The following is a 14,955-nucleotide window of genomic DNA, read 5'->3' as shown; positions in this document are numbered from 1 at the left end:
CCCGTCCGCAGGCGGGTCTTGAATCTTTACCGGGACATTAATGATCTTAAACTTATGTTGTAAACTTTCCTTAGTAAGACCATTCGTTTTATCTTTGAAATTATTATCAGAATATAACTTATGAATTCTTTAGATACCAATCCTCTATCAAATACTTTTGATGAGGCACCTTTTTCTTCTCTTAAAAACGAACATTTTTTACCAGCAATTCAACAGGCTATTTTTCAAAAAAAAGAAGAAATACAGAAAATTATTACAAATAAAGACATCCCTACTTTTCAAAACACCGTTGCCGCCCTTGATTATGCCGGAGAACAACTAAGTAGGGTTACCAGTGTTTTCTTTAACTTAAATAGTGCCGAAACCAATGAAGATATTCAAAAAATAGCTCAGGAAGTTTCTCCATTATTAGCCGAATTAAGTAACGATATTTCACTTAATGAAGCCTTATTCCGGAGAATAAAAACGGTTTTTGATCAAAAAGATCAATTAGACCTAACTCCCGAAGAGCAGACATTATTAGAAAAAAATTATAAATCTTTTGTCCGTAACGGTGCGTTACTTCCTGAGGATGCCAAAGAAAAACTCAGGAAAATTGACAAAGAACTTTCACAATTAGGATTAAAATTCGGTGAGAATGTTTTAGCAGCTACCAATAATTTCGAGTTACTAATCACCGATGAAAAAGATCTGAACGGACTGCCGGAAGGGGCTAAAGAAGCTGCTAAAGCTCTGGCCAGTTCAAAGGATAAAGAAGGTTGGCTGATTACTTTGGATTATCCTAGTTATATTCCGTTTATGAAATATGCGGACAATCGGGATTTACGTAAAAAACTATCCATTGCTTTTGGTTCCAAATGTTATCAGGATGCTTTTGACAACCAAGAGAATGTACTTAAGATTGTAAATTTGCGCTATCAGAGAGCTCAACTATTAGGATACTCATCGCATGCTCATTATGTATTAGAAGAGCGAATGGCAAAGAACCCAGCATCCGTACAAGCTTTTCTTAGTGATTTATTAGAAAAATCAAAACCCGCCGCAGAAAAAGAGTTTCAACAACTACAACAATTTGCTCAAGAGCTAGATCAAATTGATCAGTTACAAAAGTGGGACAGCGCTTATTATGCAGAAAAACTAAAACAGGAAAAATATGCTCTAGACGACGAAGTGTTAAAACCTTATTTTGAATTAGAAAATGTGATTGATGGGGTTTTTCAAGTTGCTTCTCGTCTTTTTCAGTTACAGTTTAAAGAAATAACAACGATAGATACCTATCATAAAGAGGTGAAAACTTATCAGGTTTTAGATAAAAACGGTGATTTTATGGCTTTATTCTATGCTGATTTTCATCCTAGGGCAGGTAAGCGTAACGGCGCATGGATGACTTCATATAAAACCCAGATGCAAAAAGAAGGTATCAATAGCAGACCTCATATCTCTATTGTTTGTAATTTTACCAAGCCTACTCCCACTAAACCTTCTTTATTAACCTTCAATGAAGTAACTACCTTGTTTCATGAATTTGGACATGCGTTACATGGTATATTGGCTAATACTACCTACCCGGGATTATCCGGAACCAGTGTGTACTGGGATTTTGTAGAACTACCAAGCCAGATATTAGAGAATTGGTGTTATGAAAAAGAAGCATTGGAACTTTTTGCCAAACATTATCAAACCGGAGAAACCATTCCTATGGAATTAATTGATAAAATAAAAAAATCTTCTACCTTTATGGAAGGGATGGCAACACTTAGGCAATTAAGCTTTGGATTTTTGGATATGGCATGGCATGCCGGGAACCCTGAAGGAATTAAAGATGTAAAAAAACAGGAAAACGAGGTATTTAAACAAACCGACCTGTTTCCTGAGGTACCTCAAACCTGTATGAGTACTTCTTTTTCGCATATATTCCAGGGTGGATACTCATCCGGATACTATTCTTATAAATGGGCAGAGGTGCTGGATGCAGATGCTTTTGACTACTTTCAGGAAAATGGAATTTTTGATAAGGACACGGCAACTAAATTTAAAGATCACATCTTATCAAAGGGAGGTACCGAAGACCCTATGCAGTTGTATAAACGCTTCCGAGGAAAAGAACCAAAACCGGAAGCTTTGTTAAAAAGAGCAGGATTGATATAACGGAACAATTTTTGATAATAAAAAAAATAAATATGGAAGTTGTTTAAAACTCTATTGGTGGATTCATAATGTAGCTTTTAAAATAGTATGTTTCAATGTATAATTACTTAAACAAGATTCTTAAAAAAACAAAAAGAAATTGTAAAATGTAGGAATTAAAATTTTTAAATTCGCTATTTCTTACAAAACCTGATAGTATTTAACCAATTATTATGGATCGCGATAATACTTTGTACAAAACCATTTTAACTATTGTTCAAATAGTAGTACTTTTAAAAACCTTTTAATTTCAATTTAAAATTATGCCAAATAGCTCTTTAAACCCAAACCTATGGATAGATAAATACAGTGATTATCTATTCAATTATACGATTACTCGCGTAGATGATTCTGAAATGGCAAAAGACCTGGTGCAGGAAACTTTTTTTGCCGGGGTTAAATCCATGAAAAACTTTAAGGGTGAGGCCAGTGAAAGAACCTGGTTAATATCTATCTTAAAAAGAAAAATTATCGACCACTATCGGAAAATAAATAGTAATAAAGGAAAAGCCGAAGTACGGATGAGTTACGTAAATGACGATGGTAGTGATGCTGATTGGCTAGAAGAACGTGTTGCAGACCCTTTTGACCAAACTGCAGAGAATGAACTGGAAAATAAAGAGCTTGGAGTTGCAATTTACAGGTGTATGAGTACCTTACCCGAGAAGCAAGCCAGAATCTTTCAAATGAAAACCGTTGACAAATTTGATACCGAAGTTATTTGTAAGGAGTTCGATATAACCGCGTCTAACCTATGGGTAATCATCCATAGAGCGAGAACTTCTATGGTCGAGTGCCTAGAAAAAAATTGGTTTTAGTTTATGAAATGGAAAGAAAAAGTATTTGTAAGTTGTGATGATGCGAATCACTTTTGTGATAAGAATCAGTACAAAGAAGCTTCGCTTCTAGAGAAAGTTTTGTTAAATGTGCATTTAATCTATTGTAGTGCTTGTAGAAAGTATTCATCCAGAAATGGAAAGTTGACCAAGCATTTTAAAAATCCTAAAGTGATTAGTTTGGATTTTAATACAAAAGAAAGAATGCAAGAAGAAATGAAAAAGGTATTGCAAGAAGAATCTATGAAATAAAAGTACATACATTATCTTTTTTACTATATCTGATCGGTTTATGGAAGAAATTTCCAAAGCACTACATATAGTATAGGTATACCTTCTACCCAGAACGAACTATAATAGTTCGACTGGGTTTTTTTTGTATATTTTAAAGAAAAAAACAATACGATAGCCATTAAAACATCTGGCAAGCATTTTTGTGCTTCCCATACGTATTGAGCAAACGATAACATCAAAAATAAAAAAACCAAAACATATCCTATTTTTTTTGAACTAAATATCCCAACTGCCTGGGGCAATGTTTGCAAAAACTCCTGATCCTCGCTTAAATCCCTTATTTCAAAAGGAATCATTAAAATTAGAATTAATAAAAAGCGCTGGAAGATCTCCATAAAAGATAACATAGTAACCACATTCATATAAAAGACAGGAACAATGTAGGTTATCCCGACCCATACTATAGCTACAATTACTATTTTAATTCCAGGAATTGTTCGTAAATTTTTGCAGGTTCCGGATAAAGGAAACACGTACATAAAGGTAAGTAAGAGAAACGGAAAAAGAATATAATACTTTGGAAAGCTAAGCTGTAAAAAAAGCAGGCTGGTTAGTATAATTACAAACATTGAAAAGTAAAGTATTCCTCGATTACGCTTATAATAATCCGTATGAAAATGCTGAATAAGCGCGGGAATATATTTTACAAAATTATACCCGGAAATAGCCAAGCCTAAAGAAAACCATAAAAAAGCAACATCTGGTACTACTTGTACTTGTAGAAAGCTTAAGTAAACTAAAGAAATGCAAGCAAGAGCCACATGAAGACTACTGGTAATATAAAAATTAAAAAACCTTTCCAAAATACGCACATAACAAAGGTATTATTATCCTAATGTTTATAACTAGCCAAAGCAGTTAAAAACATGTGGAAGTGGTTTAAGCTTTTCTGATTGAAGCGAAAAATAGGTATTTTTACTTAATTGAAGTCATTTTTCAGTTGCATAGCCGTGGCTACAGAACTTAAAAATGATAAAAAGTAAGTGAAAAAGCATGTCCTAAATTCAGTTTGGGAAACATTTTGTAGCCAATTGAGAAAAGTTTAAATCACTTCATATAATTGTAAATATTAATTATGAATTGTTTACGGTTTTAATATGTAATTTTGTGTTTTACTAAAACTCAATGTTGCTATGAATACGGATTCTTTTGCTAAACGTCATATAGGCCCTTCAGAAGAAGATAAAAGAGAAATGCTTAAGGTCATTAAAGCGAGTTCTTTGGATCAACTTATCTATGAAACCATACCGGACGATATTCTTTTAAAACAAGAATTACAACTGGATAAGGCTATGAGCGAACAGGAATTTGCAGCTCATATTCAACAATTATCCCTTAAAAATAAGGTGTTTAAGAGTTACATTGGACTAGGTTATCACGAGTGCGCGACTCCCGCGGTCATACAACGTAATATCTTAGAAAACCCAGGTTGGTACACTGCTTATACCCCTTATCAGGCAGAAATTGCCCAGGGTCGTCTAGAAGCCTTGCTGAATTATCAAACCATGATTTGTGACCTTACCGGAATGGAACTGGCTAATGCTTCTTTATTAGACGAGAGTACCGCAGCAGCAGAAGCAATGACCATGTTGTACAGCTTACGTAGCCGTGCGCAAAAGAAAGATACTATTACCAAATTTTTTGTTTCTGAAGAAGTGTTACCCCAAACCCTTTCTTTATTACAAACAAGAGCAACCCCGTTAGATATCGAATTGGTGCTAGGCGACCATACTACTTTTGATTTTTCAACTGAATTTTTTGGTGCTTTATTACAATACCCCGGTAAGACAGGCGAAATTTATGATTACGCTAATTTTGTCGCCAGCGCACATGCTTCTGAAATTAAAGTGGCTGTAGCAGCAGATATCTTAAGTCTGGTAGTTTTAAAATCCCCGGGAAGTTTTGACGCAGATGTAGTCGTAGGTACCACTCAAAGATTCGGAATACCTTTAGGATACGGAGGTCCTCATGCAGCCTTTTTTGCAACACGTGAAGCTTATAAACGAAATATTCCGGGAAGAATTATCGGAGTCACCCAGGATACGGATGGAAACCGGGCGTTACGAATGGCTTTACAGACCCGTGAACAGCATATTAAACGGGATAAAGCTACTTCTAACATATGTACGGCTCAAGTATTACTTGCAGTTATGGCCGGAATGTACGGAGTTTATCATGGTCCTAAGGGACTAAATTATATCGCGGAAAAAGTACATAAACTGACTGCTACCTTATCCAATGCTTTGCAAAAACTAGGATTTACAGTTAAGAACCAAAACTTTTTTGATACGTTGCAAATTGAAGCAGATGCGCTTAAAATAAAAGAAAAAGCAGAAAGTAGTGCGATCAACTTTTATTACCCGGATGAACATACCGTTTCTATTTCTTTAAACGAAGTAGCATCAATATCTTCCATAAATCAAATTCTGGAAATTTTTACGGGCGTAGCTGATAAAGAAAATCATTCAATTTCAGAAGTTGTTGATACAATGTATATTGCAGAAAACCTAGGGCGGAACACTTCCTTTATGGAACATGAGGTATTTAATACCTACCATTCTGAAATGGAATTGATGCGCTATATTAAAAAACTGGAACGTAAAGATTTATCATTAAATCACTCCATGATTGCGCTAGGTTCTTGTACCATGAAATTAAATGCAGCAGCTGAAATGTTACCCTTAAGTAACCCGCAATGGAATAATATTCATCCTTTTGTACCAGTTGATCAGGCAGAAGGCTATCAACAGGTATTAAAAGAACTGGAAGTGCAACTAAATGAAGTGACGGGTTTTGCCGGCACTTCGCTACAACCTAATTCGGGTGCGCAGGGAGAATTTGCAGGTCTGATGGTGATCCGTGCGTACCATGAATCTCGAAACGATACACACCGTAATATTTGCTTAATTCCATCTTCGGCACACGGAACTAATCCTGCTTCTGCCGTCATGGCAGGAATGACGGTAGTGGTTACTAAAGCTACCGAAGAAGGTAATATTGACGTGGAAGACCTTAGGGAAAAAGCTATAAAACACAAAGATAACCTGGCAGCTTTAATGGTAACTTATCCGTCTACCCACGGGGTGTATGAATCTGCTATCAAAGAAATTACTCAAATTATACATGATTACGGCGGACAGGTGTATATGGACGGCGCTAATATGAATGCTCAGGTAGGATTGACCAATCCCGGAGCTATCGGAGCAGATGTTTGCCATTTAAATTTACATAAAACCTTTGCTATTCCTCACGGAGGGGGTGGTCCTGGTGTAGGACCTATTTGCGTTGCTGAGCAACTGGTACCTTTTCTACCTGGCAATCCAGTGATTACTACCGGAGGAAAACAAGCGATTACCGCTATTTCTGCTGCACCCTGGGGTTCTTCTTTAGCCTGCTTAATATCGTATGCTTACATTAAAATGCTAGGAGCAAAAGGCTTGAAAGCTTCTACTGAATATGCTATTTTAAACGCTAATTACATAAAACAGCGGCTGGACGGTCATTATTCCGTATTATACACCGGAGAAAAAGGTCGTGCTGCTCATGAGATGATCATTGATTGCCGCCCTTTTAAAGAAAAAGGTATTGAAGTAACAGATATTGCCAAGCGTCTTATGGATTATGGATTTCATGCGCCTACGGTTTCCTTTCCGGTAGCCGGAACTATGATGATCGAACCTACCGAAAGCGAAAGTAAAGAAGAACTGGATCGTTTTTGTGATGCTATGATTGCCATCCGCAAAGAAATTAATGAGTCGGAGGCTTCTGATAAGAACACTGTACTAAAAAATGCTCCGCATACATTGCAGATGCTAGTAGCAGATCAATGGGATTTTCCGTATAGCAGAAAAAAAGCAGCCTATCCATTGCCTTATATAGCTGATAATAAATTTTGGCCTTCGGTACGACGGGTAGATGATGCTTATGGTGATAGAAACCTGATCTGTTCTTGTATTCCAATTGAAGCCTACGAGGAAGAAGAAATGGTAGAAGCTTAATAAAGGAAAATTAGGAAAAATACCCCAAAGGTTTTGAAAACCTTGGGGTCTTAACTTTAACCGTTACTCTATCCTTCTTCCCCAGTGTTTCGGATTTCTTGCCATTGCAAATACAGCAATTATGATTATCTTTTTATTATCCCTATCAATTATAAAATGAATCATGTATGGAAAAACATCTACAATTGCTGTTCTATAATTCTTATAACGAATTGTAATGCTTTCAGGATTTTTACAAATATAATTTACAGTTTTACGGACTTCTTTTGTAAACCTTTTCCCTAAACCTTTTTGCCGCTTATTATACCATTTTGCAGTCTCTTTAATATCTTCTTTTGCTAATGGCAGTATTATAGATTTGTACATTTACAACTCCTTGTCAATATCATCTATAGCTTCATCAAAGTCCAGAACATCTTTCGGATTAGATTTGTAATCAATAAATCTTCGATCAAGTTCAGCTTTGTGCCATTCAGGAATATCATTTAATTCCACTTCAATGTTTTTATATTTACTTTTAAGTTTGTTCCATTCCTCTAAAGGTATATAAACACCTGTAGGAATTCCTTCACTATCTGAAATATATTGGACACTCATTTTTTAGTTATATATATAAAATTTACGTTGTCATTTCCTAAATTACATATTTAGTTCGTTAAAAATAAGACTTTACTACAGAAAAATAGAAAAATTAGGAAAAATACCCCAAAGGTTTACAAAACCTTTGGGGTATTGCACTTTACTGCTATTTCTCTACTTCTTCGGGGACTATAGCTAAATTATTGAACAGTTTTGCTTTGGTATCAAAGTATTTGTTTTGTAGTTCATTGCTCTTTAAACGGGCATCGATTAGTTTGGATTCCCGTGAATTTATAAGAAACAAAGAACTTTCCCCAAAACTAAACTTCCGCTCTTCTGCGGATAGTAATACCTGATAATTACTAACGATATCCGTTATTAATTCTAATTGTACTTTTAAAGCATCAAGGGTATTAAAGGAAGCATCGATCTTGTTCGTCAACTGGGTGCTTACCGTAGTTCGTTCGTATTCCTGGTCTTGCAATTCATATCTTGCAATACGTAAACTCCCCCTTTCTTTCCTTAAAAACAAAGGAAAGGAAAAAGTAACTCCGGCTTTATAATTATTTTCATTATAAGTACTTAACAAATCCGGGGTGGAAGTTATAAAATTGTAATTGACGTTAATTTTAGGAAGTAATGTATTTAACTGTAATCTTCTTTCTACTTCCAAAGCACCGATTTTATTGGCTAGCGAGCGCATCTTCGGATGATTTTCCAGGATAATGGCATCTCTGTCCAGAATATCTAAATTTAATTCGTTATTAATAATTAGATTAATATTTTGCTCGGGAATTACATCAGGGAGCAATTCTACTGGAATATTATCTTGAATCCATAGATAATTTGATAATTCCAAAGCTGCTTTTATCTGTGAAATTTTAGCTTGCTCAAGAGATAACTGCCTGTTCTGTACGGCTATTTTGGCTTCGACGGTATCAATAGCGGCAATATCTCCCAATCTTGCCCTCGTCCGAATACCCGTTAAACGTACAGAAGCATTTTCTAAAAAGTCTTCGTAAATCTGGGTTTCATTATAATAACGTAACCAGGAAAAGTAGGCTAAAGATGCTTCAAAAAGCACTTCATTTACTAATAAATCGCGGTCTGCCCTGTTTTGCTCCCGATAAAACTTTGCTTTTCTTAAGGAAGCCATCCTCTTATTAATTAATAAACCCTGAGCTAATGGAACGGATACGCCCGCTGCAAATAAACCTTCTTCCGGAACATTTAATTGCGGGTTTAAAAATTCTCCCTGGTTTTGCTCAAAATTAGCCTTTAACTCCACCCCAAACCAGGTGGGAATCTTAAAGGTAGCATTTAGAATGTCATAGTATTCAATATCCTTAAAATCCTTACGATCGTAATATGCTTCTAACTTAGGATCAAAATCACCTCGCGCCTGTTGCACCTGAGCATCTCCAATATCCGTTAATAAATTTGCTTGTTTTACTACCGGATGAAACTTTTTAACCTGATTCATATAATCTTTATAGGTTAAAACTTCTTTGGGTTCCTCTTGTGCAAATAACCCGGGGATTGCACCGCAAACAACAAAGAAAACTATCTGTAAGATCGTCTGTTTTATTTGATTTTTTAAGAGCATTCCGAACATTCTAAGTTGTTTACATTTTAAGTATAGTAAAATCGGTTGATACTAATAACCGGTTATACTATTGAATTACGTGTATACCTTTTATTTCTTTTTTTTCTTTTCTGTTTTAACATCTGCAACATCAGGTTGGTAATAATTAGCCGGAAATCCATTTAATCTTCGCCAAGCTTCATACCAGATGGGTACATCATCTAGTAATGCCATAGTCTGAGCTCCGGAACCTACCCGGATCCCTTCCGGCCATTCATGATCCGTTTCGTCCGGCGAAACCAGAATACGGTATTTGCCATTATCACTAATAAAGGTTTCAATAGCAACAATCTCTCCTCCATAGGTTCCATAAGAGGCATTAGGCCATCCGCTAAATACAATAGCCGGCCATCCGTCAAACTGAATCCGGACATCTTCTCCTATATGCATAAGCGGTAAATCGATAGGATCAACAAACATTTCTACGGCAAGTTGATAATTGGTAGGCATAACACGTACCAGAGGATCTCCTTCTTTAAACGTCTCCCCTATTCCGGATTGGATGGCTTTATTGATCATCCCATCTTGTGGAGCCTGTACAAAGTACAAACCATTTCGAATCTTGTAATTAGTTACTTCACTCTCTAATTTACTCACCTGTGCCTGGCTGTCATATCCATTGGACTGGGCGGTAAACTTATCACTTTGGGCTTTTGAAATTTTTTCTGCATATTCCGCTTGAAGCCGATTAATATCAATTTCAGCATTAAGTACGTTATTACGACTGGCAAGTAATTTATTTTGTTGTGCAACTAATTTTGCCTGTGTTTCTTGTAATTTCAAGCGTTTTTGTTCTACATCCGTCACTGCTTTTAAGCCTTCTCCCTGTAATTGACTGGTACGTTCAAATTGCCTTTCTGCAATGGTAAGATTGGTTTTTGCAGCTTCTAGGTCGATACTATCACTAATTACCTTTAATTTGGATTGCATTAGTTTATTTTGTGCCTGTTCTAGCTTTAGTTTTTGTTCCCTTCTTAATGCACTAATCTGATTTTCAAGGGCGTTTACCTTTTCCGAATAGGAAAAAACAGATAATTCTTTTGACTTTAATTGTTGCCCGGTACGCTGAACCAGGTCCGGGTCAAAATATTCATTTTTTACCTCAGAAATCCGTAAGATTGTATCTCCTTGTTTGACAAAATCTCCTTCTTGCACAAACCATTCTTCAATACGGCCTGGTATGGGGGATTGTAAGGTCTGTGGACGTTGTCCCGGAGTTAAGGTCGTTACATATCCTTTTGCCTGTACATTCTGTGTCCAGGGTAGAAATAGAATGATAATCAGCACAATGACAAATACAATCAAAAAACGATTAAAGTACTTAAAATGGTCTTTATGAAAAACTCGCTGTACTGCACTATACTCGGAGATATCCGTAATATTAGTAACATTATTTGTTGAAATATTTAGCATAACTTATCCTTCTTTAATAATTTTACCATCTTCAATTAAAACAATACGACCACACTTAGAAACCCATCTAGGGTTCTGACTGACAACCACCAGTGACCATGAACGTTCTCCCGAAGTTAAAAAATTCATGATTCGCTCTGCTTCCTGCGGACTAAATTGATCAAGTGGATCTTTTAAAATAAGTAATTTAGGTTCTCTTACGATGCTTCGGGCCAGGATGATTTTTTTTGATATGGTATATGGTATCTGTTTTCCTTCCGGGTATAAAACCATATTTAACCCGGCAGATTGTTCTTTGACAAAGTCTAATAACCCTACCTTTTCTAAGGCCCAATATACCCGTTCCCTGGAAATGGATTGATCACCAAAAGTCAGATTTTCGAGGATCGTTCCTTCAAATGGAGACTCTTCTGTAAGGGATTGTCCTAATAAAGATCGATATTCGTTAAGATGCAACCCCTGTAACGAGACATCATTCACGTAGATAGAACCTTTATCCGGGAGCACCAATCCGGCAATTAACCTTAATAAGGTAGTCTTACCTGAACCAGCTGGCCCCTGAATTAACATGGTACATTTTTCGGTGATTGATAAATTAATACCATGCAAAATATCTTTAGTACTTCCAGGTACTTTATAACTTACATTTTTTAATTCCAATTTAAAGTGTTCGTTTTCATAAAACGGTTGTTCTCCTCCCTGTGGTTCCAGCTCTTTATCTACCACCTGACCTAATTTTTCCAGAGAAGTTAATACATCATAAAAGGACTCCAAACCTACGATCAGTTTTTCTACGGAACTAATTACTAATAGGATAATAATTTCCGCAGCAACAAATTGTCCGATATTCATTTGTTGATTTAAAACGAGTATTCCACCAATTAATAGCAACCCAGCGGTAACCAATACCTTAAACCCAATCATCTGACTATATTGCAAAATCAAAATCTTAAAATGGCTTTCTCTTGCTTTTAAATAATCATCTACCAGATGGTCATTTTTAGTCAATGCCAGATTGGTTTTTCCGGAAAGTTTAAAGCTGACGATAGTCCGGGCAATTTCTTGTAACCAATGTGCTACTTTATACTTACTTTTAGATTCTTTTAAACTGGTATTTAAACCTTTAACTGCCGTATATTTAAAAACAATGTATATTAAAAGAATAAGTAAAAGTCCGTAAATAATAAAAAACGGGTGGTAAAAAGATAATAAAATTAGTCCGAATATAATTTGTAAAAGTGCTGCCGGAAAATCTACTAGAATTTTGGACAAACTTTTTTGTACGGTAAGGGTATCAAAAAAACGATTTGCTAATTCAGGTGGATAATAGTTTTGAAGCTCGCTCATTTTAATTTTCGGAAAACGATATGCGAATTCAAAAGAGGCCCGGGTAAAAATCTTTTGTTGTACATTTTCAATAATACGTATTTGCATCAACTGCAACACCCCTACAAAAATTACCCCAAGGGTCACTAATACAATAAGTACCACCCAGGAGGTGCTCACTTGTGCACCTTGTAATAATGTGATAATTGCCTGAATCCCTAATGGAAGCGATAAATTGACCAAACCGGCAAATATGGCGTAGTAAAAGGTCTGATAAATATCCTTTTTGTCAACTTGCAAAAGCCGAAGAAATCGCTGCCAGGAAGTTAAAATACTTTTAGCCATCAAATTTTATATTAAGTATGCGTTCTAACATGTCCAGAAAATAACGAGTGGGTGTTATGGACTGGCTACAATCTGTTAATGATGAAAAATGTTCTCTCAAAAAATGTTGATGTAAAGCCCCCTCAATAATGGTGCTTGCTAAGCTCATAGGAAAAGGGTACGTATCATCACAAAGTTCAATACATTCTTTAATTCGAACAATTAATCGTTTATAAATAGAATAATAACCTGCTTTATTCTCCACATCTACTTTTTTAGTCGAATAAGACTTAGAGTATTCGTTGATAACAATTTGACTAAGTAGCACCTCGTTAATATGTGAAAAAGACGAATCTTCTTTTATAGATCGGGTTAAAATTTCAATGCTTCGTTTTAATTTATCTTTAGAATTAGTAATACTATGCGTATTAAAAACCAATTGATATTCTAACCATCCCCAGTACCAGGAAGTTAGATATAATAGTAATTTATGTTTATTTTCAAAATATCGGTAAATAGAACTTTCATTAGAACCTATTTCCGTGCCTAATTTTTTAAAATTAAATTGTTCAAAACCATAGGTATCAATGAGTAAAATACTGTGTTTAATAATCTTTTTGCCTAAAGCAGAAGATTCCGGGTCTTTGACATAAATCTTATCCGGAATTTGAACTTTCAGCTGTTGTAGCAAATACTTCATTGTATAGTTTAAATCGCAAATATAATAGTATTACTATTATGTTATAATACGTTAACTTCCATTTAACGCTATTAGTATTGTCACCAGATTTATAGGTTAATTCACCTGCTATTAGAAGCAATTTACTGATATAATTTCCTATTGAAAGTTATTTATAGTCAAGCTAACTTTATGAAATTAAGTGTAAGTTATCAACTATAATTATAGTAGAAACAGTCGAGTAGGTATACCTTTAAAAATGTAGAAAACTGATTTTTTGTAAAAAAAAGACTGCTATAATATAGTTGTCCGGCAATCAATTTTAAAATTATATAGTTTAATAACTCTATAACCTAAAAGTAGGAAAGATTTAAGAGCATGTTTAAACTAAATTTTCGGATAATTTTTTTGTTAAAAAGCTGGATAGTCTAAACTTTGTAGTTGACTAAAACAACAATGTTTATGCAATCTAAATATAACAGATTAACTACCCAGCAATGGGAATATATGGAATTATTTTTACCTAAGAAAACCCGGGGGCATTATAAACTACGGGATATTGTAGACGCTATTTTATGGCAACTCCGTACAGGTACTCAGTGGCGTAACCTCCCGGATAGTTTTCCAAAATGGCAAAGTGTATACTATTACTTTCGCAAATGGCAAAAAGATGGGACACAAGAGAGATTAAATATTGAGCTTAACAAAATGGAGCGGAACCGACAAGGGAAAGAACCAACACCTAGCTTGTTATCCATTGATAGTCAATCCATAAAGTCCGGTCCTTTTACAAGTATGTCAAAAGGGGTTGACGGTAATAAAAAGGTAAATGGCCGTAAACGTCACGTAATTACTGATACGTTAGGTTTAGTTTGGGGGGTTGTTGTAGGGGCTGCCAATGAAGCTGATGGGGTAGTAGCCAACAAAGTTGTGGAACCTTTATTAGGGTACCTGGATAGGATGGAAAAAATAGTAGCTGATCATGCCTACAAAACAATATTTAAGAGGTGGGCTGAAGAAAATGTAATTGGACTTGAGGTAAAGATATCATCAACTCCCCCATCCACAAAAGGTTTTGTTCCCTTGAAGTGGAGATGGGTAACTGAAAGGACTTTCGGTATCTTCAACTTCTTCAGAAGACTCGATAAAGACTATGAAAAAACGAAGGAAAGTCAAGAATCTTGGGTATTATGGCAGAATTGTCAAATCATTCTCAATAGAATAAGGTAATTTATAAGAATCTTATTTAAACATGCTCTAAGCTATTAATGGAAATAGGTTATAAAGTATTATTCTTCAGGTAACAAATCATTAGGGTCTGCTATAGTCTCCCGTAGTTTATTCTTTACGTCCTGATCTTCTAGATAATTTAATAAGGCCTCTTTAAAATAATCAGTTTTACCATAAGTTTGACCCGGCTCCTGTACTAAGGATGAACCTTTTAACATTGTTCCTTCACCGGTAACTAACCAGGTTGAATTTAATTGTGGGTAAAGTTGAATAATCTTTTCTATAAAATCTCCTCCAATGTTACTTTTGGCAGATTGTAATCTATGTAAATATCCCGGACTAGCTCCAATTGAAAGGCTAAAACTGCGTAAACTAATGTTTAAATAGTCTGCAAAAATGATAACCCTGTCTAAAATTGTATTCTTTTTATCCAAAATATTCTAT

Annotated in this window: 13 protein-coding genes; 5 read left to right on the top strand and 8 right to left on the bottom strand. The window is 35.3% G+C overall.

Annotation, left to right across the window (positions count from 1 at the left end; genetic code table 11):
* The first annotated feature begins 120 nt into the window (after nt 1–120).
* From NBT05_RS08320 to NBT05_RS08310, 3 genes are all read left to right on the top strand, one after another.
* Entirely contained in the window at nt 121–2,148 is a 2,028-nt protein-coding gene (locus NBT05_RS08320) for a M3 family metallopeptidase (RefSeq protein ID WP_265773024.1), read from the top strand.
* Between the two features lie 302 nt (nt 2,149–2,450).
* Nucleotides 2,451–3,005 (top strand): sigma-70 family RNA polymerase sigma factor, encoded by a 555-nt coding sequence (locus NBT05_RS08315; protein ID WP_265773023.1) that lies wholly within the window; start codon nt 2,451–2,453, stop codon nt 3,003–3,005.
* A gap of 3 nt (nt 3,006–3,008) precedes the next feature.
* On the top strand, nt 3,009–3,275 hold the full coding sequence (locus tag NBT05_RS08310; protein ID WP_265773022.1) for a hypothetical protein: 267 nt from the start codon (nt 3,009–3,011) through the stop codon (nt 3,273–3,275).
* A gap of 38 nt (nt 3,276–3,313) precedes the next feature.
* Here NBT05_RS08310 and NBT05_RS08305 read toward each other — a convergent pair whose 3' ends face one another.
* Nucleotides 3,314–4,129: a hypothetical protein gene (locus NBT05_RS08305; protein ID WP_265773021.1), complete on the bottom strand. Its 816-nt coding sequence runs from the start codon at nt 4,127–4,129 to the stop codon at nt 3,314–3,316.
* A gap of 321 nt (nt 4,130–4,450) precedes the next feature.
* On the opposite strand from NBT05_RS08305, the gene gcvP reads away from it, so the two are divergent.
* Nucleotides 4,451–7,315: an aminomethyl-transferring glycine dehydrogenase gene (gene gcvP, locus NBT05_RS08300; protein WP_265773020.1), complete on the top strand. Its 2,865-nt coding sequence runs from the start codon at nt 4,451–4,453 to the stop codon at nt 7,313–7,315.
* A gap of 63 nt (nt 7,316–7,378) precedes the next feature.
* On the opposite strand, the gene NBT05_RS08295 is transcribed toward gcvP, so the two are convergent.
* The 6 genes from NBT05_RS08295 to NBT05_RS08270 form a co-directional block, all read right to left on the bottom strand.
* The gene (locus tag NBT05_RS08295) at nt 7,379–7,681 is read right to left on the bottom strand and encodes a type II toxin-antitoxin system RelE/ParE family toxin (protein WP_265773019.1); all 303 of its coding nucleotides are present in this window, start codon (nt 7,679–7,681) and stop codon (nt 7,379–7,381) included.
* The gene (locus tag NBT05_RS08290) at nt 7,682–7,912 is read right to left on the bottom strand and encodes an addiction module protein (protein WP_265773018.1); all 231 of its coding nucleotides are present in this window, start codon (nt 7,910–7,912) and stop codon (nt 7,682–7,684) included. It lies immediately after the preceding gene.
* A gap of 148 nt (nt 7,913–8,060) precedes the next feature.
* Nucleotides 8,061–9,509 carry a TolC family protein gene (locus tag NBT05_RS08285; protein ID WP_265773017.1) on the bottom strand — a complete coding sequence of 483 codons (1,449 nt, stop codon included), beginning with the start codon at nt 9,507–9,509 and terminating at the stop codon, nt 8,061–8,063.
* An 81-nt stretch (nt 9,510–9,590) separates the two neighbouring features.
* Nucleotides 9,591–10,952, bottom strand: coding sequence for an HlyD family secretion protein (locus NBT05_RS08280; protein ID WP_265773016.1), 1,362 nt, complete (start codon nt 10,950–10,952; stop codon nt 9,591–9,593).
* 3 nt (nt 10,953–10,955) lie between these two features.
* Nucleotides 10,956–12,623 carry a peptidase domain-containing ABC transporter gene (locus NBT05_RS08275; RefSeq protein ID WP_265773015.1) on the bottom strand — a complete coding sequence of 556 codons (1,668 nt, stop codon included), beginning with the start codon at nt 12,621–12,623 and terminating at the stop codon, nt 10,956–10,958.
* Entirely contained in the window at nt 12,616–13,302 is a 687-nt protein-coding gene (locus tag NBT05_RS08270) for a TetR/AcrR family transcriptional regulator (protein ID WP_265773014.1), read from the bottom strand. Before NBT05_RS08270 ends, NBT05_RS08275 begins: the two co-directional genes overlap by 8 nt.
* Nucleotides 13,303–13,743: 441 nt before the next feature.
* Here NBT05_RS08270 and NBT05_RS08265 point away from each other — a divergent pair, with 441 nt between their 5' ends.
* Entirely contained in the window at nt 13,744–14,511 is a 768-nt protein-coding gene (locus NBT05_RS08265) for an IS5 family transposase (RefSeq protein ID WP_265770084.1), read from the top strand.
* 59 nt (nt 14,512–14,570) lie between these two features.
* Here NBT05_RS08265 and NBT05_RS08260 read toward each other — a convergent pair whose 3' ends face one another.
* Complete coding sequence (locus tag NBT05_RS08260; RefSeq protein ID WP_265773013.1) at nt 14,571–14,945, bottom strand: hypothetical protein; 375 nt, start codon at nt 14,943–14,945, stop codon at nt 14,571–14,573.
* Nucleotides 14,946–14,955: the final 10 nt, after the last annotated feature.

This window comes from Aquimarina sp. ERC-38 (assembly GCF_026222555.1).
Lineage (GTDB): Bacteria > Bacteroidota > Bacteroidia > Flavobacteriales > Flavobacteriaceae > Aquimarina.
Note: the sequence above shows the minus strand (reverse complement) of the source record. Positions and strands in the feature narration are given on the sequence as shown.

Excerpts from the sequence above, each read along its gene's own strand:
- NBT05_RS08315 (WP_265773023.1), top strand. The coding sequence starts at position 2,451 with ATGCCAAATAGCTCTTTAAACCCAAACCTATGGATAGATAAATACAGT.
- NBT05_RS08275 (WP_265773015.1), bottom strand. The coding sequence starts at position 12,623 with ATGGCTAAAAGTATTTTAACTTCCTGGCAGCGATTTCTTCGGCTTTTG.
- NBT05_RS08310 (WP_265773022.1), top strand. The coding sequence starts at position 3,009 with ATGAAATGGAAAGAAAAAGTATTTGTAAGTTGTGATGATGCGAATCAC.
- NBT05_RS08280 (WP_265773016.1), bottom strand. The coding sequence starts at position 10,952 with ATGCTAAATATTTCAACAAATAATGTTACTAATATTACGGATATCTCC.
- NBT05_RS08320 (WP_265773024.1), top strand. The coding sequence starts at position 121 with ATGAATTCTTTAGATACCAATCCTCTATCAAATACTTTTGATGAGGCA.
- NBT05_RS08265 (WP_265770084.1), top strand. The coding sequence starts at position 13,744 with ATGCAATCTAAATATAACAGATTAACTACCCAGCAATGGGAATATATG.
- NBT05_RS08285 (WP_265773017.1), bottom strand. The coding sequence starts at position 9,509 with ATGTTCGGAATGCTCTTAAAAAATCAAATAAAACAGACGATCTTACAG.
- NBT05_RS08270 (WP_265773014.1), bottom strand. The coding sequence starts at position 13,302 with ATGAAGTATTTGCTACAACAGCTGAAAGTTCAAATTCCGGATAAGATT.
- gcvP (WP_265773020.1), top strand. The coding sequence starts at position 4,451 with ATGAATACGGATTCTTTTGCTAAACGTCATATAGGCCCTTCAGAAGAA.
- NBT05_RS08295 (WP_265773019.1), bottom strand. The coding sequence starts at position 7,681 with ATGTACAAATCTATAATACTGCCATTAGCAAAAGAAGATATTAAAGAG.
- NBT05_RS08290 (WP_265773018.1), bottom strand. The coding sequence starts at position 7,912 with ATGAGTGTCCAATATATTTCAGATAGTGAAGGAATTCCTACAGGTGTT.